The following is a 22,513-nucleotide window of genomic DNA, read 5'->3' as shown; positions in this document are numbered from 1 at the left end:
GGAGCGCGACGGCGTCCCGGGTCAGAGGGTGACGATCTTCTTCGCGTCGGCGTAGTGGGCACCGTGCGGGGTGACGACGCTCGCAGCGACCTGGACCTTGTTTCCCTTGTGGAACGAGGAGCCGGGCTTGGGGCGCAGGGTCAGTCGCACCCGGTGCTGCCGCGCGTCGCAGACCAGCTTCTTGTTGGCCAGGGTCGCGGTGGCCACGGCCGGCCGGTGCCCCTTTGCCGGGTGCAGGCGCGTCGCGGTGGTCGCCAGGTGCACGTCGGAGCCGGGGTCGCAGGAGTAGGCGAGGGCGGCCGTTATCACCGCGTGCCGGGTGTCCAGGGCGACCTTGCCGACGGTGATGGAATTGGCCTTGGCGGCGGCCGGGGACGCCAGGGCGCCGACGGTGCACGCGGCGAGCGTCAGGGTGGCGACGGCGGTACCGGCGGCCCGGCGGTTCAGAAGGGCTGGCTTCACAGGTGGCGTCCTTTGCTGGTGTCGTGTTCGGTCGGGTGCATGGGCGTACGTCGTGCGGTGTCCGGCTCGTGCGCCTCTCGCTTGTCTTGATGGCAATTGCCGCCGCCAGGTTGCGAGATGAGCCGGTTTCCTGATCGGGGCGGCCACGGCCCGCGCCGCGACCGCCCCGTCGGATCCGCCGGCCGGGTCAGGCCCCCGGCGGCAGGTACGACGGCCGGCCGGAGCCCCGGGTCAGCCGGTAGCCGCCGATGCCCGCGAGAGCCGCGAGAACGCCGCCCACGGCGGTCCACACCCAGCGGTCCGACCACCAGCCCGACGACCAGCCGCCGTCCGGCGCGTCGGACGCCGCGGGCTGCTGCGCCGCCGCGCTCCCACTGGGCTTCGGGGCCGGCGCGACCGCGCCCGGCACCAGGGGAGCGGACAGCTTGCCGTCCACCGCCTGCGCGCCGCCCGCTTCGGAGGCGGACGCCTCGACCTCGGCGTGCACCGGCTGCCCCAGGTCGTCCTGAGGCAGGTCGACGACGGTCAGCCGGATGTAGTAGCTCCCCGGCAGCGGGTCGTTCGCCCACTGCTCCGCCCAGCCGCGCACGGTCCGCAGCGAGCAGGACAGCTCGACCGACGCGGCGTCCTTGGCCGCCGCCTTGGTCTGCGCCCCGTACCGGCACGCCTGCCGGCGGCGCAGCCCGTCGTACACGTCCAGCTGCCAGGTCGCCGCGCCGTGCCGGGCGGACGACGGCGGCAGCGTCACCTTCGCCTTGACCGTGGCGCGCGCTCCGGCATCGATCGGCAGCACCCAGTAGAGGTAGTCGCCGGTGGAGGCGCCGGCGGTGGCCCGCTGGTCCATCCTGATCGGCGTCGCGGTACGGAAGGAGGTACCGGCCTCGGTGGGGGCGCTGTCAGCCCCGGCGGAGGCACTGGCGCTCGGGCTCGGGCTGTCGGCGACGGCGGTGCCTGCCGCACCGGCGAGCCCGGCGCACGCCACCAGCACCGCGGCGACGGTCGTCGTCAATCGACGTACGCTACGCATCAGTTGGTCCTCCAGACGGTGACGCGCCAACGGGAGATCCAGCCCCACAGCAGGCCGCCCAGCAGCCCGGCGAGCGCCAGGGCGCCCAGCAGCCACCAGCCCCGGCCGAGGCCGAAGGAGGCCGCGTCGGAGGCGTTGTGCGGCCCGTCCACCACATCCACGGCCAGCTCGACCGGCATGCCCGGGTCGGTCTTGACCGAGGCGGGCGCCGAGAAGGAGTTGCTGACCTGGAGGCAGACGGTCTCCGCCGCGTTCTTGCCCGCGTCGTCCGAGGAGCCGGCCGGGGGCTTGGCGTAGCGCAGCCCCGTCGAGACGGCGTCGGTACGGCCGTCGCCTGCCTCGGAGCCGCGGACGATCTCCCGTCCGTGCACCGTGGAGGCCCGGAGCAGCACCCCGTAGTCGTTGTTGACGGCGCGGTCCGCCGCGACGCTCACCGACGCGCGCAGCTCCTGGCCGGGCTTGACGTCGACGCGGTACCAGCGGTGCTCGGCGAACTTCTCGCGGTCGCTGTAGAGACCGGGCTTGAGCTGTGGGGCGCCGGTGCACTGCTGGGTGCCCTGGGTGGCGACCGGTGTCCGCACGGGATGCGCCGTACGGTTGACCAACTGGTGGACCCGGTCGCGGAGTTGGCCGCGGTGCTGCACCGAGGTGTAGGTGCCGCCGGTGGCCTCGGCGATACAGCTCAGCTGGCTGCGGGTCTTGGCGTCCGGCAGCAGCCCGAGCGTGTCGACGGTGAGGTGGATGCCCTGGGCGGCGATGTCGCGCGCCACCTGGCAGGGGTCCAACGGGGCGCAGGTGTCCTCGCCGTCGGTGATGAGGACGATCCTGCGCTGCCCGTCACCGCCCTGGAGGTCCTTGGCCGCGGCCTGGAGGGCGGGGCCGATCGGCGTCCAGCCGGTGGGGACGAGCGTGGCGACCGCGGTCTTGGCCTCGGTGCGGTTGATCGGGCCGACCGGGTAGAGCTGGCGGGTGTCCTTGCAGCCGACCTGCCGGTCCTCGCCCGGGTAGTTGGCGCCCAGGGTGCGTATGCCGAGCTGGACGCCCTCGGGGACGGCGTCCAGCACGTCGTTGAACGCCTGCTTCGCCGCGGACATCCGGCTCTGCCCGTCGATGTCCCGGGTCCGCATCGAGCCGCTGACGTCGAGCGTCAGCTCGACCTTGGGGGCGGACTGCTGCGCGGGTTCGCCGGCGGCGGCCGGGGTGGGCGACAGCCCGACCGTCAGGGCGGCCAGCAGCCCGCACACCCCGGCCGCCAGCCTTCGCCTGGTGATCCGTTTGGTGATCGTTCTGGTGATCATCGCCGGATCGTATGGAGAAATCGCGCCGAGTCCAAAACGACCCTGAGGGAGGCGGCAAACCTCCCGTAGGAGGAGCGGGCGTACGCGACTTCCCGGCCCCGGCGACGAACCGCTGTCCCCGGGATCCCGGACACGTAGGTGGCTCATCTGCGGCCCCACCTCGACGGGGACCGGGCCGCTTGCGTGCCTTCGGCGGCATGCCACCGCGGAAGGCGGTAGGAACGTCGCAGGGAGCGGCAGGAGCGCACCGGAACGCGCGGGAAGCCGCCGGAACACCGAAGAGAGCCGAAGAAGCGACCGACGCGTCCCGCACAGAACAGAAGAGAACAGAACAGCAGCCCCGCGACACCAGGGAGACGGAGAAGATGGCGCCCACGAACCCGCATTTCGGCGACTACCAGAACGAGATCCACGCCAACGGCCTGCTGCACGGTGAACTGCCGCGGCTGCCGATGACCTTCGCCGAGCTGGAGGCGCGCGCCGAGTCCGCCCTGCCACCGTCCGTCTGGTCGTACGTGTACGGCGGCGCCGGGGACGAAAGCACCCAGCGCGCCAACGTCAGCGCCTTCGGGCGCTGGGGGCTGATGCCGCGGATGATGGTCGGCGCCGCCCAACGCGACCTCAGCGTCGAGCTGTTCGGGATGACCCTGCCGTCGCCGCTGCTGATGGCTCCCATCGGGGTGATCGGACTGTGCACCCAGGACGGGCACGGCGATCTGGCCACCGCGCGCGCCGCGGCCCGTACCGGCGTACCGATGATCGCCTCGACCCTGTCCGCCGACCCCATGGAGCAGGTCGCGGCCGAGTACGGCGGCACCCCCGGCTTCTTCCAGCTCTACACCCCCAGCGACCGGGAGCTGGCCGAGAGCCTGGTCCGGCGCGCCGAGGCCGCCGGGTTCAAGGGCATCGTCGTCACCCTGGACACCTGGACCCTCGGCTGGCGCCCGCGCGATCTGGCCACCGCCAACTTCCCCCAGCTGCGCGGCCACTGCCTGGCCAACTACACCTCGGACCCGGTCTTCCGCGCCCGGCTGCCCAAGCCGCCCGAGGAGGACCCCGGCGCCGCCGTCGCCCTCTACTCCGGCGTCTTCAGCAACCCGCTGACGTGGGACGACCTCCCCTGGCTGCGCTCCCTGACCGACCTGCCGCTGCTCCTGAAGGGCATCTGCCACCCCGAGGACGTACGCCGCGCAAGGGACGGCGGGGTGGACGGCGTCTACTGCTCCAACCACGGCGGGCGCCAGGCCAACGGCGGCCTGCCCGCCCTCGACGCGCTGCCCGGTGTGGTGGCCGCCGCCGAGGGCCTGCCGGTGCTGTTCGACTCCGGTGTCCGCACCGGCACCGACGTCGTCAAGGCGCTCGCCCTCGGCGCGACCGCGGTCGCCGTCGGCCGCCCGTACGCCTACGGCGCGGCCCTCGGCGGCACGGACGGCATCGTCCACGTCCTGCGCTCGCTGCTGGCCGAGGCCGATCTCCTGATGGCGGTGGACGGCTACCCGACGCTCGCCGACCTCCGCCCGGACACTCTGGTACGCGTGTGACCCGCACCGCCCGCCGGGCCGGGCCCCGGCGGGCGGGCGCACTCGGGCGTAAAGGCCGCCGGGAGCGGGAAGTGGTTAACGCGAACCGAGCGGGATGCGTCATGTCCGTTTCCAGGGGGGTCACTTGGCGGCTGCTGTGCCATCGTCACCGGAGCCGCTGTCTCTGGAGCCTCGTCTGGAGGAGCGTCTGGCGTCGCTGCTGAGGTCGGGGCGGTTGCTGCACACCCTCGTCGACGCGCTGGGCTCGCCGCTCAACGTGGTACTGCCGGACCAGATCGCCGAGAACGCCGAGCGGTTCCGCGCCGCGTACGGCACCCGTCATCTCGGCGGCCAGGTGTTCTTCGCGCACAAGGCGAACCGCTCCAGCGCGCTGGTACGGCGGCTCGCGGCGGCGGACGCGGCCGTCGACGTCGCCTCGCTGGGCGAGTTGCAGCATGCGCTGGGGGCCGGTTTCACCCCGGACCGCATCATGGCGACCGGCCCCAAGAACCCGGAGTTCCTGTGGCTCGCCGCCCGCACCGGCGTCACCGTCAACGTCGACTCGTACGGTGAGCTGGAGGCGCTCGCCACCCTGGTGAGGGAGCGTGAACTCGCCCGAATACGCGTGCTGTTACGGCTCTCGGCCTTCGACGGCCCCGGCGTCCGGGTGCTCAGCCGGCCCAGCCGCTTCGGCTCACCGGCGGGGGAGCTGGAGCAACTGCTGAAGGCGGTCGAGCGGCACGCCGACGCGGTCGAGCTGATCGGTGTCGGCTACCACCTGGACACCACCAGCCTGGACGAGAAGGCCCGCGCCCTGGAAGGCTGCGTCCGGGCCATGGACGCCTGCCGCGGCCGCGGACTGCGGCCCCGGGTGGTGGACATCGGCGGCGGCTTCGGCGTCAACTACCTTGCCCACGGGGCGCAATGGGAGCGCTACACCTCCGCGCTGACCGCCGCCGTACTGGGGCGGCGGCCCGCCATCACCTGGCGCGGACACGGCTACGGGCTGCGCAACGACGCGGGCACCCTGCGCGGCTCGCTCGCCCTCTACCCGGCCCACCGCCCGGTCGCCGGCGACCGGTACCTCGACGAGCTGCTGTCCCTGCCCGCGCCCTCCTTCGGCGGCCGGCCGCTGGCCACCCTGCTGCTGGAGAACCTCTACGACCTGTACACGGAGCCGGGGCGCGCCCTGGTGGACCAGTGCGGGCTGGTGCTGGCCCGGGTGCTGGAGGTACGCCGCACGGACGGCGGCGAGCACCTGGTCCGGCTGGGGATGAAGGCCGATGACGCGGGGCTGGAGGAGCACGGGGTGCTGATGGACCCCGTCCTCCTCGCCCGGGACGGGGTCCGCGCCACCTGCGGCGGTGAGCCGGTGGGCGTCTATCTGGCGGGCAGCCTCTGCCTGGAGGCCGATCTGATCACCCGCCGGATGGTCTTCCTGCCGCGGCTGCCCCGGCCCGGCGAACTGCTGGGCTTCGCCAACACCGCGGGCTACTGCATGGATTTCCAGACCAGCGGCGCGCAGCACCAGCCCGTCGCGCGCAAGGTCGCCGCCTGGCAGGAGGAGGGCTCCTGGCATTGGTGCCTCGACGAGCAGTACTGGCCGATCACACGTCCAGGGGGAGAGCGATGAGGTACGACAGCATCACCGAGGCCATCGGGAACACCCCGCTGGTGCGTATCGATCCGGCCGTGCACGGGCTGCGCCATATCGACCTGTACGCCAAGCTGGAACTGCTCAACCCCTTCGGCTCGGTCAAGGACCGCGCCGCGTGGCACATGGCCCGCGCCGGGCTGGCCGACGCCGTCGCGCACGGCAGCCAGGTCGTGGAACTCTCCAGCGGCAACACCGCGAAGGCGCTGGCCGTGATCGCGGGCATGCACGGGCTCTCCTTCAAGAGCGTGACGAACCGGATGCGGATACCGGAGATCAAGGACCTGCTCCTGCTGCTGGGCGCCGAGATCGAGGAGCTTCCCGGGCAGAGCGAATGCCTGGACCCGACCAACACCGACGACCCCCTCACCCTCTTCCACCGGGAGTTGTCCGGGCTCGGCCACAGCTATCTGCACACCGACCAGTACTTCAACGCCCGCAACACCGAGGCGCACACGACGGGTACCGGCCCGGAGATCGTCAAGGACCTGGACGGGCGGGCACCGGACTGGTTCATCGCCTGTGTCGGCACCGCGGGTTCGTCGACCGGGGTGGCGAGGGTGCTGCGGGAGCACGATCCGCGCGTCCGGGTCGTCGGCCTGGTCGCCGGCAAGGCGGACTTCATCCCCGGCATCCGCACCCTCGACGAGGTCCACGAGGTCGGCCTCTTCGACCCGGACACCTACGACACCATGGAGTCGGTCAGTTCCGACGAGGCCATCGAGGGGATGCTGACCCTGGCCCGCCGCTGCGGCATCCTGGCGGGACCCACCGGCGGGGCGGCCTACTACGGAACGGTGCGCCATCTGCAGGCCTGGGACGATGAGTTGACGTCAGGTCAGGGGAGTGCGGCGGCGCGCGGTGCGCGCAGGTCGGCGGTCTTCATCGTCTGCGACCGCATCGAGAGCTATCTCGGTTACACCAGGCAGCGCCGCCCCGACCTGTTCCACCAGCCGCCGCGCAGGAACGCGGTGGCCGATCTGACCGCCGCCGAGATCGCCTCGGCGGGCGCCATCGACACCCAGGACGCCCAGAAGTGGATGGTGCAGGAGCGCCCGTTGGTGGTGGACCTGCGCAGCCCGTTCGCGTACGCCGCGCTGCACATCGAGGGGGCGATCAACATCGTGGACGAGCTCTTCGAGGAACTGGTGCGGGGCGGGCTGCCGTTCGGCAAGCAGCAGCCGGTGCTGCTGGTCTGCCCGGTCGGCGAGCAGTCGGCCCGTTATGCCGCGCTGCTGACCCGCATGGGGCATCCCGACGTCCGCAGCCTCAGCGGCGGGGTCATCGCCTGGCGGGACGCCGGCGCTCCGCTGGTGCGGGAGTGACCGGTATGGCCCCCATCGCGGCGCGTGACCGCAGTGCGGCGCTGTTCGCGGAGCTCGGCCCGTGGCAGCGCGCGCTGCGCGCCCAGTTCCCGATCATCACCGGCAATCCGGAGCTGGCGTACCTGGACAGCGCGGCCACGTCCCAGAAGCCGCAGGCCGTACTGGACGCGGTCCAGGCCCAGTTGACCACCGCCAACGCCAACGCGGGCCGCGGTTCCTACCCGTGGGCCAATGCCACCACGGCGCTGGTGGCCGGTACCCGCGACCGGATCAAGACCTTTCTCGGCGACCCGGACCCGGCCCGCTCCGCGGTCCACTTCACCGGCGGGACGACCGAAGGGCTGCGGGTCCTCGCCCAGGACTGGCTGCCCGAACTGCTCCGTGACGGGGACGAGATCGTCGTTCCGTTCGCCGACCACGAGGCCAATCTCTCGCCGTGGCTGGAGGCCCGGGACCGGCTGGCCCGGCAGGGCGTGCGGATCCGGGTGCGGGAGATGCCCTACCAGACGTCGTCGGGCGACTACGACCCGGCGGCGCTGGCCGAGTCGACCGGGCCGCGCACCCGGTTCGTCGCCGCCACGCACGTGCACCATGTCTACGGCGGGAACATGAACGTGCACCTGATCCGGCGGGTGGTGGGGCCGGACGTGCCGATCTGCCTCGACGCCGCGCAGAGCATCGGCCATCTGCCGGTCTCGGTCGCCGAACTCGACGTGGACTTCGTGGTGTTCTCCGGGCACAAGGCCCTGGCGCTGCCCGGCTCCGGCGCCCTGTGGGCCCGGCAGGCCCGCGGTCCGGAGTTCGTCCCCGGCGGTTGGCGCGGCAGCCCCAACACGACCGGCGTAGCGAGCCTTTCGGCGGCGCTCGACTGGCTGGACGCCGCGGGCACCGACCGGATCGCGCGCTGGACGGTCGCCCTCGCGGCACGGCTGTCCGACGGGCTGCGGCGGCTGGACGCGTACGAGATCCTCGGCTGCCAGCGCAGTCTGGCGCTCGACTCGCCGGTTCAGCAGCGCTGCGGCATCGTCACCTTCCGGCACCGCGACATCAGCGCCCGCGACCTGGGCTTCATCCTCTTCAGCCACGGCTTCATGGTGCGGACGGACGGGCACTGCCAGGGGAGGGCGGGGGAGCGGTCGAGTTCGGTGCGGGTGAGCCTGCATGTCTACAACACCCCGGAGGAAATCGACCGGTTGCTCGCCGTCCTCGCCTCCCTGGTGTGAGGGCCGCTCCTCGGGGGTGGCTGCCACTCCGGGGTGGCTGCCACTCGGGAGTGAATGGCGACCCTTATGGCTAATGGAAACCGTTTCCACCTGTAGCCTCGTGGTGGACCGGTTATCGCGGGTGTGAACGGCAGAGGTGGCGCGACCAGATGGGGCTGAGCATGGCGGCGGCGGAACTGTGGGTGGAGCGCTGGGAGCGCCAGCAGCGGCGCTATGCCATCGACCGCGAGGAGCGGTTCACGGTCATCGCCGATGTGGTCGAGCATGTGACGCAGGGTCAGAATCGCCCACTGGTCGTCGACTTGGGCTGCGGACCCGGATCGCTCGCCGCCCGGCTCGCCGAACGGCTGCCCCGTGCGGAGGTGGTGGCGGTCGACATGGACCCGCTGCTGCTGGAACTGGCCCGCACCCACCACTCCGCCGCGGCGCGCTACGTGGACACCGTCATCGGCGAGGACGGCTGGACCGAGGCCCTGGCGCTGGGCCGCGCGCTGGACGCCGCGGTGTCCACCACCGCGTTGCACTACCTCCCCGAGGCCACCCTCCGGTGCACCTACGCCCAGCTCGCCGCCCTGCTGCGGCCCGGCGGCGCGCTGATCAACGGCGACCACCTGCCGCAGCGCGACCCCGTCGCCGCCGCGCTCGCCGCCCATGTGGGGCACCGCCGCGCCGATCGGCAGCAGGCGTACGCCGACGAGGACTGGGATGCCTGGTGGACGGCGGTGTCGGACGAGCCGGAGCTGGCCGAACCGCTCGCCGAACGCCGTCGCCGGCAGTGCGCCCCCGGCGGCGGCCAAGGCGCCGGTGACGGCCACGGTGCCGGTAACGGCCTGTCCGTCTCCGGCCACACCGCCCTGCTCCTCCAGGCCGGCTTCGCGCACGTCCTGCCGGTCTGGCAGTTCGGCGACAGCTACGTACTGGTGGCGATCCGCTAGGCGGTGTCTTTCCGGGCAGGCCCCGGCTTTCCGGACGAGCCCCGGTCAGCCGGCGTCCGGGAGTGCGTCCTTGGGCGTGTCCGTGCGGCTGATCGCCAGGTAGCCGACGAGCACCACGATGGGCGCCGTGAGCGCCAGCGTGACCGGACCGGTGCCCCAGTCGAGGCCGCCGCGCTGGGCCGAGACGCCCATCCAGTCGGCGAAGGAGGCGCCGAGCGGGCGGGTCAGGATGTACGCGCCCCAGAAGGCGGCGACCGCGTTCAGCCCGAGGAAGCGGCCGGACAGCGCGGGCACGAGGATGAGCACGCCGAAGACGATGCCGGCGGGGAGGTACCCCAGTTTCAGGGTGCCGGCCAGCAGGTCGCCGACCGCGGTGCCCAGCGCGAAGGTGGCGAGCACGGTCGCCCAGTAGAACGTCTCGCGGCGGCGGGTGCGGATGCTGTGGATGGACAGCGTGCCCTCGGAGCGGTACCAGGCGAACAGGATGACGGCCAGTGCGGCCGAGAAGGCGACGGTGGAGACCGCGTAGGGGACGCCGGCGATGACATGGACGACGTCGGCGGCCATGGTGCCGAAGACGCTGACCATGACGATCGCGGACCAGTAGATCCCGGCCCGGTAGCGCCGGGTCCGGAACTGCACGGCCAGCATCAGGGCGAAAGCGGTGAATCCGAGCGCACCGGCAGGTATCGGACCGAGCGTCCGGCCCAGGTAGTCCGAGGCGGTCTCGCCCATGCCGGTGGTGAGGATCTTCACCACCCAGAACAGTGCCGTGACTTCGGGTACCTTGCTCCAGCCCGCCCCGTGTCCCGCGGCTCCGTGGTGCCGTTCCTGTCCCGCCGGCGCCGCCACCGTCGTGCCGCTCGGCTGCCCCATCGTCATGTTCCGCCCTTCCGGCGCGGTGCGCCGTTTCGCGATCCGCGATCGTCTACAGGACTGTAGACGATCCCGGGTGGGGTCTGCGCACCCCCTGGGGAGCGAAGGTGCATGCGCTCCGGGGAGTGGGGCCGGGTCGGCCGAATGATCGATCAACCGACCGATGAACCCCGGGGAAACTCTTCGCATCTAAGGGGGCGGAAGGATGTTCGGAGGCGTTGCGCCTGCCTAGCATGTGCGGCGAGACAAGATCCCTTCCCTCGCACGACCCAGGAGGACCGGAGTGCCACGACCCAGCCCTGCCCGGCTGCGGTCGCCTCGTATCTGGGGTGCCGGAAGCGTACTGCTCGCGGGCGGCGTGGTGGCCACGCTGGTGCTGACCAGCGGCCCGGACGCCGCCGAGGAGGGGGCGCAGACCGCCGCCGACGGGCTGGTGCACACCAGCATCGAGATCTCCCCGAGCGGCTGCGGCCACGGCTGGCGGCACCCCCGCCCCGGAACCCAGGTCTTCGACCTCCACAACACCTCCAGCAACGCGGCCGAGGTCTACCTCAAGGCCGTCGGCACCGGGGCCGTCTACGGCGAGGTGGAGGGCATCGGCCCCGGGACCACCCGCCAGCTGCGGGTCCGGCTCGGCCAGGGCTCGTACGCCTTCATGTGCCTGCCGGACGACGCCGACGCCGTCACCGGGCCCACCGTGCGGATCACCGGCGGCGGGCGCGGCGGACCGGCCGCCGCCCCGATCACCCAGCACGACCTCATCGACCCGTCGATCGACTACCAGAAGTGGGTCGGCGGCGGACTGGACGACCTCGTCCGGCAGACCGGCGCCCTCCGCGACGCCGTCACCCGCGGCGACCTGGCGGCGGCCCGCGACGCCTGGCTGCCCGCCCACCTCACCTACGAGCGGCTGGGCGCGGCCTACGGGGCGTTCGGCGACGCGGACAAGAAGATCAACGGGACCACCGCGGGCCTGGCGGGCGGTGTGCGCGACCCGGAATTCACCGGCTTCCACCGCGTCGAGTACGGCCTGTGGCACGGCGAGTCCGCCGATGCCCTGCGCGCCCCGGCCGGCGCGCTCGCAGACGCGGTCACCGCCCTGCGGGACGACTGGGCCCAGGCCCGGATGGATCCGGCGGCACTCGGCCTGCGGGCGCACGAGATCCTGGAGAACACGGTGCAGTTCGAGCTGACCGGCCGCACCGACTACGGCAGCGGCAGCAACCTCGCCACCGCCCGCGCCAACCTCGACGGCACCCGTGCGGTACTCGCCCGGCTGCGCCCCCTGCTCACCACCCGGTTCCCCGAACTCCCGCAACTGGACCAGCAGTTGGACCGTACCCAGCGGCTGCTGGACGGCTTCCGCGCGGACGGCCGGTGGACGCCGCTCGGCGAGCTGGACCGCGGCCGCCGGGAACAGGCCAACGCGGTGCTGGGGGACCTGGTGGAGCGGCTGGCGTCGGTGGCCACCCTGTGCGATCCGCGCAGGACCGTCTGAGGCAGTGGCACAGGTGGAGAACGGGGCAGGAGGAGAGATGAACGGTGGGTACCGGTGAGTGGTGACCTGAGCGGGTTCCGCCGACGGGGGTTCCTGCGCGGCGCGGCGCTCGCGGGCGCCGGACTCGCGGCCGGCGCCGCCGCCCCCGGCTCGCAGCAGACCGGCGGGCAACTCCCGCTTCCAGGGCCGGAGTTGTCGACCGGTTCCGCCACCCCCTTCCACGGCGCGCACCAGGCCGCCATTCTCACCCCGCCGCGCCGGGTCACCACGTTCCTCGCCTTCGACGTCACCGCCGCCGACCGCCAGGGGCTCGCCGACCTGCTGCGGACCGTCACCGAACGGGCCCGCTTCCTGACCGGCGGCGGTATCCCTGCGCCTGTCGGCATCACCGGCCCGCCCGCCGACTCCGGCATCCTCGGCCCCCGGCTGCCCTCCGGCGCGCTCGGCGTCACCGTCGGCGTCGGCGCCTCGCTCTTCGACGACCGCTTCGGGCTGCACGGCCATGCGCCCCGCCATCTGGCCACGATGCCCGCCTTCCCCGACGACGACCTCCAGGCCGACTGGTGCCACGGCGACCTCAGCCTCCAGCTCTGCGCGGACGACACCGACACCGTGCTGCACGCGCTGCGCGACATCGCCCGGCACACCCGCGGCGGGATGCAGGTCCGCTGGCGCCTGGACGGCTTCGCCAACCCGCCCCGTCCGACCGGCACACCCCGCAACCTCCTCGGCTTCAAGGACGGCACCGCCAACCCGGACACCGGATCGGCCCGCGAGATGGACCGCCTGGTGTGGGTCGGCAAGGGCCAGGGCGAGCCCGACTGGACGGCCGGCGGCAGCTACCAGGTCGTCCGTCTGATTCGGATGCTGGTCGAGTTCTGGGACCGGGTCTCGCTGACCGAACAGGAGCGGATGTTCGGCCGCGCCCGCGAGACGGGCGCCCCCCTCGACGGCGACCACGAGCACGACACGCCGAACTACCCCGGCGACCCCAAGGGCGACGTCATCCCCCTGGACAGCCACATCCGGGTGGCCAACCCGCGCACCGCCGCCACCGCCGACCAGCGCATCCTGCGCCGCGCCCACAACTACGACCGCGGGATGGACGGCAACGGCAACCTCGACATGGGCCTGCTCTTCTGCTGCTACCAGCAGGACCTGGCCCGCCAGTTCGAGACGATCCAGCACCGACTGGCCGGCGAGCCGCTGACGGACTACATAAAGCCGTTCGGCGGCGGCTACTTCTTCGCGCTGCCGGGCGTCCGCGACACCGCCGACTGGTACGGCCGGGCGCTCCTCGGGGCGTAGGGCCCGTCCGGTGGACCGCGGCCGGGCCCGCGGCGTACTCCACGTGGCAGACCGGGCCCCGCTCGCGTAGTACTGGATACGAGCCGCTCGGTGGCCCCAAAGGTCAACAGCGGGTCAAGGTTTGGCCTGGGATACCTGACCCGGTGTTCACTCTCGCGCCATCATGGCTCTGCCGCGTCGCCGTCCGTCCCGCAGAGCATCCGGACGTACGGACCCACTCGATCCGCCCGGAGGAAGAACCAGCATGACCAGTAGGGGAAGAAGAGCAGCGATACGGACCCTGGGAGCCCTCACGGGCGCCGTGGCCCTCGCCGCCGCGGGCGGGGGAGCCCCTGTCCTGGCCGCCGGTCAGCCGCACGGCGGCTCCACCGGAACCGCCACCCCGATCAAGCACGTGGTGGTCCTCTTCGACGAGAACATCTCGTTCGACCACTACTTCGCGACCTACCCGCAGGCCGCGAACACCGACGGGACCAAGTTCACCCCGTCCCCCACGACCCCCCGGGACATCGACAACCTGCGCACCGCCGGGTTGCTCAAGCACAACCCCAACCAGTACGCCCCCAAGCGGCTCACCCCGAAGCAGGCCATGACCTGCGACCAGAACCACGACTACGGGCCCGAGCAGTACGCGTACAACGGCGGCAAGGCCGACAAGTTCGTCCAGAACACCGACTCGGGCAAGTGCTCCGGCGGCCTCTTCGGCGAGCCCGGACTGGTGATGGACTACTACGACGGCAACACCGTCACCGGCCTGTGGAACTACGCCCAGCACTACGCCCTCAACGACCGCTCCTTCGGGTCGGTCTACGGTCCGTCAAGCCCCGGTGCCATCAACCTCGTCTCCGGCCAGACCCATGGAATCATCTCCACGGACCCGGCCTCCGGCACCGAGAACCCCAAGCAGACCGCCAAGCCCGACAAGGAAGCGGTCCAGTCGCCCGACGCCAAGGGCGTCGGCACGATGGTCAACGACCCGGACCCGGCCTACGACGACTGCTCCGGCAAGGACCACACCGGCAAGAACGCGCTCGCCGCGATGCAGGGCCGCAACATCGGCGACATCCTCAACTCCCGTAAGGTCAGCTGGGGTTGGTTCCAGGGCGGCTTCCGGCCGAGCACCGCGTGGGACGGTCAGCAGGGCCACTACGCCAAGTGCGACACCCACCACGCCAACGTCGGGGGCGCGCCGGTCGTCGACTACAGCCCGCACCACGCGCCGTTCCAGTACTACAAGTCGACCTCCAACCCGCACCACCTGCCGCCGAAGAGCGTCGACGAGATCGGCCACGCCGGTCAGGCCAACCACAACTACGACCTGAGCGACTTCGACGCGGCGCTGCGCGCGGGCAAGCTGCCGGCCGTCAGCTTCCTCAAGGCCGGCGCCTACCAGGACGGTCACGCGGGCTACTCCGACCCGGTTGACGAGCAGCACTTCCTCGTCAACCAGATCAACCGCATCGAGCAGTCGCCGCAGTGGAAGGACACCGCCGTGGTCGTCGCCTACGACGACTCCGACGGCTGGTACGACCACGTCTACGCCAAGCCCCGCAACGGCTCCAAGGACACCTCCACCGGCTCCAACGGCAAGGCCACCGACGGCCCGGCCTGCCAGTCCGGCCCCGCCGCCGCGGGCGGCTACGCGGACCGCTGCGGCCCCGGCGCCCGCCAGCCGCTGCTGGTGATCTCGCCCTACAGCAGGACCAACAAGATCGACCACACCGCCACCGAGCAGACCTCGATCATCAGGTTCATCGAGGACAACTGGCACACCGGCCGCATCGGCGACGCCTCGTTCGACGCCCGCGCCGGCTCGCTGAACGGCATGTTCGACTTCCGGCACCCCAACAACAAGCAGGTGCTGCTCAACGCCGACGGCTCGGTCAAGTCGGTCGGCCCGATCCGCCCCGTGGCGCCCGTGAACACCTCCATCGACCCGGGCCCCGCGATGCAGGACACCGCCTCGGCCAGTGACGCGTCCGGCTTCCCCGTCGTGCCCGTCGGCATCGCGGCGGCGGTGCTCGCGGCAGGCGCGACCGGAACGGTCTTCGCCCTCCGGCGCCGCAAGGAGCAGGGCGCGTCCTGACGCCCGGCCCACCGGCCCGTATCCCGGCCGGACCGCCGCCCCGCGCGGTGGCCCGGCCGGGCTCGCTCGTTCACGCCGCGGTGCCCGTTCCGTCGGCCGAGCCGCGCGGGCCCCTCGGGAGGCCGTGCCTCACGCCCGCTCCGCCAGCAGCAGGTTCGCGGCGAACCCCAGGAACGCCACACCGCTCAGCTGCTCCATCCGGCGCCGGAAGGACGGCCGGCGGACCCGCTCGCCGAGGGCCGACGCGGCGGTGGACACCACCCAGTACCACAGCGCCAGTTCGGCCACGTCGACCGCGGTGAGCAGCAGCGTGGAGCCGAAGACCGGCGCGCCGTGCGGAATGAACTGCGGGATCAGGCTCATGTAGAAGATGCCCGCCTTCGGGTTGAGCAGGTTGGTGGCGACCCCGGCCCGGAAGGCGGCCCGCCGTCCGCGCCCTGACGCACCGTCGGTGGACCCGCCGTCCGCCGCCGCGGCCACGACCGCCCCGTCGGCCGCCGACTCCGTGCCGTCCACCGCCGCCCGGCCGGTGAACCGCCGCCGGGACTTCCACAGGGCCGAAACCCCCAGCCACGCCAGGTAGACGGCGCCGCCGATGCGCAGGGTGTCGAAGGCGAGCCGGGAGGCGGACAGCAGCGCCGTCAGCCCGACGGCGGTCGCCGCGCCCCAGGCCAGGCACCCGGCGAGGATGCCGAACGCGGCGGCCCGGCCGCCGGTCCGGCCGTGTGCCACGGAGGTCCGCAGGACGAGCATGGTGTCCAACCCCGGTGTGACATTGATGAGCGCCGCGACACCGGCGAACCACAAGAGAGAGGTGAGCATGCCAACAGCCTAGGGAACCTCGGCCCGTGGCTGTCCTGGCGCGGACCGGCCCGGGTATGGTCGCGCGGTCGGGGAGCAACCGGACGGAATGGTGTTGTCGTGATCTGGATGGGTTTGGCCTGCCTGGTGGTGGCGGCGTGCTGCGCGTACCTGGCGCGCGTCGCGAACACCCGGGCCCGCGCGATGGAGAGCACCGAGACGCTGCCTGTCCAGGACCTCCGAGCCATGCACGAGGCGGCGGCCCGGGCAGCGGGGGAGGGGCACTTCCGCTACCGCTGCGAGGTGGTCGGCCAGTCACTGCCGTACAACGACGGCGTACTCCGCTCCGAATTGGAGAATCTGGAGTGCGTCTGGCACAGGCACCGGATCACCCGCAAGTACGAGGAGACCTACCGCGACGGCAACGGCGGCCGCAGGCGCCGGACCCGCACCGAAGTGGTCTCCGAACACACCAGCTCCACCGCGTTCTTCGTGGCCGACGCCACCGGCGCGATAGCCGTCCGCCCCGGCAACGAGAGCGTCATCGGCGCGGAGAAGGTCCTCGACCGCTTCGACCCGCACACCGACAACGGCAACCGCCTCGAACTCGGCCCGCTGCGCCTCAAGTTCGGCGGCGGCGACAGGACCATCGGCTTCCGGCGCGAGGAGTGGATCGTCCGCCCCGGCAGCCGCTTCTACGTGCACGGCGAGGCCGGCGACGCCGACGGCCTGCTCGCGATGGCCGCCCCCGCCGAGGGCGGCGTCTTCGTCATGTCCGTCAAGACCGAGGAGGAACTCCTGCGCGGCGAGAACCACCGGGTCCTCGCCTACGGCATCGGCGCCGGACTCGCCGCGATCACCGCGGTCGCCTTCTTCGTCCTCGCCGCGCTCCGCTGACACCGGCACATGCACCGGGGTGGTATCCCCTTCAGCGAATCCCAAGCCGTCGGCCCGTCCGCGCCGATGAACCGTACGGGATCGGCACCGACCGGGATCAGCCGCGCTCTCCCCTGAGCGTCTCGATTCCGTCCAGCATCCGGTCCACGGCGAAGTCGAAGCGGCGGGCCAGGTCGGGGCCGGTGACCTCGGCCGCCAGGGCGACCGTGTGCGGGTACTCCTCCGCCGGCAGCCCGGCCAGCCGGTCGCGGAGGCCGTCCAGGAACTCCCGGGCCGGCATGCCGTTCCTGACCTGGGCAGACAGCGGTGCCTGCTCGTTGGCCACGAATCCGATCACGGTGACCATGAGGAAGTAGCAGGCGTACGCGGTGTCGTGCGGGCCCAGCCCGGCCGACCGCAGCACGCCGAGGACGGCCTCCATGGAGCGCAGCCGGTTCGGCCCGGCGGAGAAGCGGCCGGCCAGCAGCCGGGCGGAGTCCCGGCGGGCCAGCAGATGGCGGCGCATCTCGCGAAGGATCGCGGCGGCACCGGCCCGCCAGTCCGCCGGGTCGACCAGCGACCGCAGGTCCGCACCGGCCAGCAGCTCGTCGGCGAGCAGGTCGAGCAACTCGTCCTTGTCCCGGACGTGCCAGTACAGCGAAGCCGCCTGCACCCCCAGCTCCTCGGCGACCTTGCGCATGGTGAGCGCGTCGAGGCCGTCCCGTTCCAGCACACGCAGGCCGGCGGCGAGCACCGCCTCCCGGCTGATCACCGCGGTGTTCGCGGGCGGCCTGCCCCTGCGTCGTTTCGGGGGTCGTACACTGTCCATGACATTAATCTAACGTACGTAGTTTTACGGGGGGCGGCGGGCATGGCCGAGGCGATTCAGGGGTTCCTCGACGGTGCGATGGCAGAGATGAGGTCGCACGGCGACCGTCCGGCGCTGGTGCACGGCGACCGCACGGTGCGTTTCGGGGATCTGGTGGCGGAGATCCTCCAACGCGCTCGCGCGCTGGAGGCACTCGGCCTGCGGCGCGGCGACGGGCTGGCGCTGCTGGCGGCCAACCCGCCGGAGGCGCTGACCCTGCGGTTCGCCGCGTTCCTGCTCGGCCTGCGCTTCACCGCCGTGCATCTCGGCCCGGCCACCCAGGGCCTGGCGCACATCCTGCGCGACGCCGAGCCGGCAGCGGTGGTGTTCGACCCGGCCCGGCCCGCGGCGGGCGGCCCGGTGCCCGAACTCGCGGCAGGCATCCGGCCGGTGCTGCCGCTCGACGAGCTGGCGGCGTCGGCCGCCGGGCAGCCCGCCGATCCGATGCCGGCGCGGGCGCGGGACGGCGACATCGCCAAGCTGACCTACACCGGCGGCACGACCGGTCTGCCCAAGGGCGTCCCCACCACGTACGGCGGGTTGCTCGCGTCGTACCGGTCCTGGGGGTTCGAGGACCGTCAACTCCCGGAAGGCCTACGGCTGCTCGCCGTCACGCCCACCGCCCACGCCACCGGCGACATGGCGGCCGGCATGCTGATGGCCGGTGTCACCGTCGAGCTGCACGACGAGTTCCACCCCGACACGGTGCTCGCCTCGCTGGCGAAGCCGGGGCGGGTGGCCACGTATCTGTACCCGTCGCTGCTCTACCGGCTGCTGGACCATCCCGCCACCGCCACCGCGGACCTGTCCCGCCTGGCCCTCCTCAGCTACGGCAGCGCACCGGCCGCCCCGGCCAGGTTGCGCCAGGCCCTCGACCGCCTCGGCCCGGTCCTCCAGCAGACCTACGCCTCCACCGAGGCACCGGGCATCGCCCTGCTCCACCCGCACGAGCACCGCGACGAGCTGCTGACCTCGGTGGGCCGGCCGCTGCCCGGTGTGCGCGTGGACATCCGGTCGGCCGACGGCCGCCCGCTTCCGGCGGGCCGGATCGGCGAGGTGTGCGTCCGGTCGCCCTCGGTGATGACCGGGTACTGGCGACGGCCCGAGGAGACGGCCGAGGTCCTGCGGAACGGCTGGCTGCGCACCGGGGACCTCGGCCGCCTCGACGAGGACGGCTATCTGCACCTGGTGGGACGCGCCAAGGACATGATCATCGTGGACGGGCACAACTGCTACGCCGCCCCCATCGAACACGCCCTGACCGGCCACCCCGGTGTGCGGCAGGCGGCCGTCGTCGGCGCACCGAGCGAGCGGACCGGAGAGGCCGTACACGCCTTCGTGGTGCGCGAGCCGGGCACCGAGGCCGACCCCGAAGCGCTCCGCGACGCGGTACGCGCACAGCTCACCGCCCTGGACGCCCCGCAGTCCGTCTCGTTCCTCGACGCGCTGCCGCTCACCGCGTTCGGCAAGCCCGACAAGAGCGCACTCCGGGCGTTGATCCCGTCCTCATGACGGATGCCGGCAGGAGGAGGCGGGCCCGCGTGGCACTCGCGGGCCCGCCTCGGGCCGTGCGTCGGTTCCGTGGACCCGGCGCATCTCTCAGTGGTCGACAGCTGTCGCGCGCATGCGATGACAGCGGATCAGGTCACTACCGGATGATGACGACGAAGCTGTTGCCGCCGCCCCAACGACCCCAACGGCCCCAACCGCCGTAGCCGTAGCCGCCGCGCCAACCCCAGTCATCCCAGTCTCCGCCGTAACGGACTCGATCGTTCCTGCGTAGGCGGGGGAAGAGTGCCTTGAAGGTCATCTTCGCCTCCTGTGCGTCGTGCTTCGCCGCGACTTCCCCGGATCGTGCTCCGGTGGCGATTCGGCGCGCCCGTCGGGGCGTTCCTGAGGTCCGTTCCGCTGGAACGATCCCGCCGCGACGCTTTCGACCCTACGTCGGGCCCACGGTCCCAACAAGAATGATATATGAAAATTCAGGCAAAAGGGATGATTCGGTCAAGCGGTGTGATTGCCGTGTGTGGAGGGGTGGTTGCTCATGGTGGCATCGTGCGGTCCGGGGTGGCTGCCGCCCCCACCCGCCCACGAAGTGCGCGAGCCAGGGGCGGCATCAGGGGCGGCAACCGCTCTGCGGGCGAGGCGGGTCGGTGACCTCGATGCGGCCGTTCGCCGCCGCTGCGGCGCGAGGCGGGTCCGTTTCGCCGGTGCCGCCGGTGCCCGCGCCGCCGGTGACCCGCATCAGGAGCGCGTCCAGGTCGCCCCCGACGCCGACCCGAGCAGCTCCACTCCCTGGGCCACGTTGTTCGCGACCGTACGGGGCAACCGGCCCGCGCCGTCCGTGCCCCGTCGGCGACTCTCCCTCGCTCGCTCACATCGCTCGAACGGGGATGATCGCGCCATCCGGGACGGCCACCGGACGTTGCCGAATCGCGGCAGTCTGTACGTTCCCTTGAAGTCGCGGCAGCCCATCCAGGTCTCTCCGATTTCCCTCTTGACTCTGGGCGAATCGGGAGGAAACTGGTGTTTACACCAGACAACCGGAGAGCCGCACCGTCGACAAAGACGTTTGTTGGCAGGAGACCCTTGACGTGGCTCTGGCTAGGCCCCCGGAAGCCCCGCGATACCGGAGCCTCACCGACGAGTGAGGCAGATGGTGACGACGCGGACTCCCGGGGACTGAATTGTGTCCGGGGACTGATACGCGTCCGCGGCACCGCCCGAGAGGCGAGGGCACGGCGCGCGCCCTCTGCGGCTGCGCCCGGACCGCGACCCTCCAGTCGTCACGCAGTGCCCCCCCCGTGAGCCGCGGCGCCGTGCCGTCGGTGCTGCCGGGCGGCTCAGCCGGTCGCGTGCGTACCGCACTGCTCGTGGGTCTTGACCACGGTGAGCGTGATCTTCTGGTGCCCCAGCCGCGCCCCGGGCGCCGGCTGCTGCTCGCAGACCTTCCAGCTGCCGGGCCACAGGACGTGGCGGCTCGTGCCACGGCCGTCCTTCAGCTGGACGTGGGTGCTGTAGTCGAGGGCTTGGTACGCGGAGACCAGGCCCTTGCCGCTCACCTTCGGCATGACGCCGTCGTCGGCGTGGGCCGGGGCGGCCAGGGCCAGCGCGGTCAGCGGGAGGGCGGCGAGGGCCAGCGCTGTGTTGGTGGCGGTCTTCAGAGGCTTCTTCACAGGGATTCCTTCGGGGCTGCCCGGGGCTTAAGGCCCGGGAGGGAACGGGCTTCTGCGGAGCAGGCTAGGGAACGACGGCTCGCCGCCGGGTGATTCACCGTCGAGCATCCGGGCGGTGTTCGGCGCCCGCGTCCCTGCCTGCGCCGTACGCACCGCCCAGGAGCCCGGTGACCGGCAGCGCGGTGAGGGGCCGGCGGCCGCCCGACCCCTCACCTGTGGCTATGGTCGTCGGCGGGTCAGGGCGTTCCGCTGTCCCCCTTGCTCTCCCGGTCGGTGCCGGTTGCCGGTGCCCCCGCGTCCACCGGGGTGGGGGCGGTCGGCCGGTCGGAGCGGCAGCGGCTCTTCTCGGCCGCGGTGAACGGACCGGTGCGCTGGTAGATGCGGTCGGGGACGAGGGCGGACGGGCCGTCGGCGACGACGTGGAGGCGGATCTGCTTGTCGGGGGCCTCGCCGTCGCCGACGAACCAGCCGTCGACTCGCTGGCGGCCTGGCTGGCCCTCGATCCAGGACACCTCGCCGGCCTCGATGGTCTCGTGGATCCTGCGGCCCGTGGCGGTGTCCCAACGCCAGGGCTGTGGTGAGTTCTTGGCGAATCCCCTGAGGAACTGCTGGTGGAGGTTGTCCTTGGGGTTGGGGAGCCGGTCGACGTCGGCGTGCTGGCTCAGGCTGTCGTAGGAGTGGCCGGTGAAGTCGACCGGGCGGTCGTGGTTGAGGGTGTTGCGGCTGCAGTTGAGGTACGCCTCGCCGATCACGCGGGCTTTGTCGTAGTAGGTGTAGGAGTAGGGCTCGTCGACCGTGAAGGTGCATGTGTTGCGGCTGTTGGCACAGTGGTCGGCGGCTTTTCTGGCGTCGATGCGCTCGTTGCCTTCGAAGGCTTCCGGGGCGGGCAGTCGGGCCTTGTCGATGGTCTTGTCGACGGGGGGCGGCACGTCGGTGGCGCGGACCTTGGCGAGGAGCGGGCCGCAGTCCCAGGACCCCTTGGTCTGCGCGGAGGCGAAGGTGATCAGAGGTTCGTTCTCGTCGGCGGTGAAGGTGTAGGTGCGGTCGCGGTGCCAGTCGGTGCTGCCCGGGTCGGTGGTGAAGGTCTGCCGGGTGCCGCCGGAGCCTTGCAGGGTGTACGGCTGGCCGTTCGCGATCTGGTCCTCGGAGCAGGCGCTCCTGAGACCGCCGGTGCTGTCGTCGAAGGTCACGGTCACCTTTGCGCCGGCCCGTACGCCGCGCAGGCGTTGGCTCACGCTCTGGTCCGTGGTGCGCTTGTTGCGTAGCAGGACGGCGGGCAGCCCGTCGGGATGGCGGGCGTCGGCAGGCAGCAGCCGGAAGGGGTACTGGATGGTCCAGCCGGTCAGCTTGTCGCCGCTGCCGGACGCGGTGAAGCCCGGTGCGGCGAAGTCGCCGTTGATGACCGGCACTTGGCGGGTGGCGGGGTCCGCGGATGCCTGCGGCGCGAGGGCCGGCCCGGCCAGCAGGGTGCCGGCCAGGGTGACGAGTGCGGTGGCGGTACGTGCCGGACGGGGCCGGTGGGGGGATCGACCGGTTCGGGTCACGGGCTCTTGTGGGCCTTTCGTGCGAGGTCGGCGGGG

Annotated in this window: 19 protein-coding genes; 10 read left to right on the top strand and 9 right to left on the bottom strand. The window is 72.2% G+C overall.

From position 1 onward, the window contains the following. Positions 1 to 21 precede the first annotated feature (21 nt). The 3 genes from GR130_RS24115 to GR130_RS24105 form a co-directional block, all read right to left on the bottom strand. Entirely contained in the window at positions 22 to 462 is a 441-nt protein-coding gene (locus tag GR130_RS24115; RefSeq protein ID WP_159506641.1) for a hypothetical protein, read from the bottom strand. 187 nt (positions 463 to 649) lie between these two features. Further along, positions 650 to 1,489, bottom strand: a complete 840-nt coding sequence (locus GR130_RS24110; protein ID WP_159506640.1) for a hypothetical protein — start codon at positions 1,487 to 1,489, stop codon at positions 650 to 652. Next, on the bottom strand, positions 1,489 to 2,787 hold the full coding sequence (locus GR130_RS24105; protein WP_159506639.1) for a VWA domain-containing protein: 1,299 nt from the start codon (positions 2,785 to 2,787) through the stop codon (positions 1,489 to 1,491). The genes GR130_RS24110 and GR130_RS24105 overlap by 1 nt, the downstream gene beginning before the upstream one ends. A gap of 365 nt (positions 2,788 to 3,152) precedes the next feature. On the opposite strand from GR130_RS24105, the gene GR130_RS24100 reads away from it, so the two are divergent. The 5 genes from GR130_RS24100 to GR130_RS24080 all read left to right on the top strand — a co-directional run bounded on the left by GR130_RS24100 (position 3,153) and on the right by GR130_RS24080 (position 9,444). Next, positions 3,153 to 4,328 (top strand): alpha-hydroxy-acid oxidizing protein, encoded by a 1,176-nt coding sequence (locus tag GR130_RS24100; protein ID WP_159506638.1) that lies wholly within the window; start codon positions 3,153 to 3,155, stop codon positions 4,326 to 4,328. A 94-nt stretch (positions 4,329 to 4,422) separates the two neighbouring features. Next, on the top strand, positions 4,423 to 5,940 hold the full coding sequence (locus GR130_RS24095; protein ID WP_159506637.1) for an alanine racemase: 1,518 nt from the start codon (positions 4,423 to 4,425) through the stop codon (positions 5,938 to 5,940). Beyond that, positions 5,937 to 7,286 carry a pyridoxal-phosphate dependent enzyme gene (locus GR130_RS24090; protein WP_159506636.1) on the top strand — a complete coding sequence of 450 codons (1,350 nt, stop codon included), beginning with the start codon at positions 5,937 to 5,939 and terminating at the stop codon, positions 7,284 to 7,286. Before GR130_RS24095 ends, GR130_RS24090 begins: the two co-directional genes overlap by 4 nt. 5 nt (positions 7,287 to 7,291) lie before the next feature. Beyond that, a complete protein-coding gene (locus GR130_RS24085) occupies positions 7,292 to 8,509 on the top strand; it encodes an aminotransferase class V-fold PLP-dependent enzyme (protein ID WP_159506635.1) in 1,218 nt (405 codons plus the stop codon). Positions 8,510 to 8,658: 149 nt separating this feature from the next. Beyond that, positions 8,659 to 9,444 carry a class I SAM-dependent methyltransferase gene (locus GR130_RS24080; RefSeq protein WP_159506634.1) on the top strand — a complete coding sequence of 262 codons (786 nt, stop codon included), beginning with the start codon at positions 8,659 to 8,661 and terminating at the stop codon, positions 9,442 to 9,444. Positions 9,445 to 9,489: 45 nt separating this feature from the next. On the opposite strand, the gene GR130_RS24075 is transcribed toward GR130_RS24080, so the two are convergent. Beyond that, positions 9,490 to 10,326, bottom strand: a complete 837-nt coding sequence (locus tag GR130_RS24075) for a COG4705 family protein (protein WP_159506633.1) — start codon at positions 10,324 to 10,326, stop codon at positions 9,490 to 9,492. Positions 10,327 to 10,603: 277 nt separating this feature from the next. On the opposite strand from GR130_RS24075, the gene GR130_RS24070 reads away from it, so the two are divergent. The 3 genes from GR130_RS24070 (at position 10,604) to GR130_RS24060 (ending at position 15,212) form a co-directional block, all read left to right on the top strand. After that, complete coding sequence (locus GR130_RS24070) at positions 10,604 to 11,818, top strand: EfeM/EfeO family lipoprotein (RefSeq protein ID WP_159506632.1); 1,215 nt, start codon at positions 10,604 to 10,606, stop codon at positions 11,816 to 11,818. 54 nt (positions 11,819 to 11,872) lie between these two features. Beyond that, positions 11,873 to 13,126, top strand: a complete 1,254-nt coding sequence (gene efeB, locus GR130_RS24065; protein WP_236573420.1) for an iron uptake transporter deferrochelatase/peroxidase subunit — start codon at positions 11,873 to 11,875, stop codon at positions 13,124 to 13,126. A gap of 244 nt (positions 13,127 to 13,370) precedes the next feature. Next, on the top strand, positions 13,371 to 15,212 hold the full coding sequence (locus GR130_RS24060; RefSeq protein ID WP_159506631.1) for a phospholipase C: 1,842 nt from the start codon (positions 13,371 to 13,373) through the stop codon (positions 15,210 to 15,212). A 129-nt stretch (positions 15,213 to 15,341) separates the two neighbouring features. Here GR130_RS24060 and GR130_RS24055 read toward each other — a convergent pair whose 3' ends face one another. Further along, entirely contained in the window at positions 15,342 to 16,034 is a 693-nt protein-coding gene (locus GR130_RS24055) for a LysE family translocator (protein ID WP_159506630.1), read from the bottom strand. 108 nt (positions 16,035 to 16,142) lie between these two features. Between GR130_RS24055 and GR130_RS24050 the strand changes: the two genes are divergently transcribed. Then, entirely contained in the window at positions 16,143 to 16,910 is a 768-nt protein-coding gene (locus GR130_RS24050; RefSeq protein ID WP_236574016.1) for an E3 ubiquitin ligase family protein, read from the top strand. 97 nt (positions 16,911 to 17,007) lie between these two features. Here the strand turns inward: GR130_RS24050 and GR130_RS24045 are convergent, their stop codons facing one another. Further along, positions 17,008 to 17,718 carry a TetR/AcrR family transcriptional regulator gene (locus GR130_RS24045; protein WP_159506628.1) on the bottom strand — a complete coding sequence of 237 codons (711 nt, stop codon included), beginning with the start codon at positions 17,716 to 17,718 and terminating at the stop codon, positions 17,008 to 17,010. A 42-nt stretch (positions 17,719 to 17,760) separates the two neighbouring features. On the opposite strand from GR130_RS24045, the gene GR130_RS24040 reads away from it, so the two are divergent. Further along, on the top strand, positions 17,761 to 19,269 hold the full coding sequence (locus GR130_RS24040; RefSeq protein ID WP_159506627.1) for an AMP-binding protein: 1,509 nt from the start codon (positions 17,761 to 17,763) through the stop codon (positions 19,267 to 19,269). A 136-nt stretch (positions 19,270 to 19,405) separates the two neighbouring features. On the opposite strand, the gene GR130_RS24035 is transcribed toward GR130_RS24040, so the two are convergent. The 3 genes from GR130_RS24035 to GR130_RS24020 form a co-directional block, all read right to left on the bottom strand. Beyond that, positions 19,406 to 19,567: a hypothetical protein gene (locus tag GR130_RS24035; protein WP_159506626.1), complete on the bottom strand. Its 162-nt coding sequence runs from the start codon at positions 19,565 to 19,567 to the stop codon at positions 19,406 to 19,408. A gap of 1,033 nt (positions 19,568 to 20,600) precedes the next feature. Beyond that, the gene (locus GR130_RS24025) at positions 20,601 to 20,933 is read right to left on the bottom strand and encodes a hypothetical protein (protein ID WP_236573418.1); all 333 of its coding nucleotides are present in this window, start codon (positions 20,931 to 20,933) and stop codon (positions 20,601 to 20,603) included. A 236-nt stretch (positions 20,934 to 21,169) separates the two neighbouring features. Next, a complete protein-coding gene (locus tag GR130_RS24020) occupies positions 21,170 to 22,477 on the bottom strand; it encodes a hypothetical protein (RefSeq protein WP_159506625.1) in 1,308 nt (435 codons plus the stop codon). Positions 22,478 to 22,513: the final 36 nt, after the last annotated feature.

It is taken from the genome of Streptomyces sp. GS7, assembly GCF_009834125.1.
Taxonomy (GTDB): Bacteria; Actinomycetota; Actinomycetes; order Streptomycetales; family Streptomycetaceae; genus Streptomyces.
The sequence above is the reverse complement of the archived record's forward strand: the minus strand, read 5'-3'. Positions and strand labels throughout refer to the sequence as shown.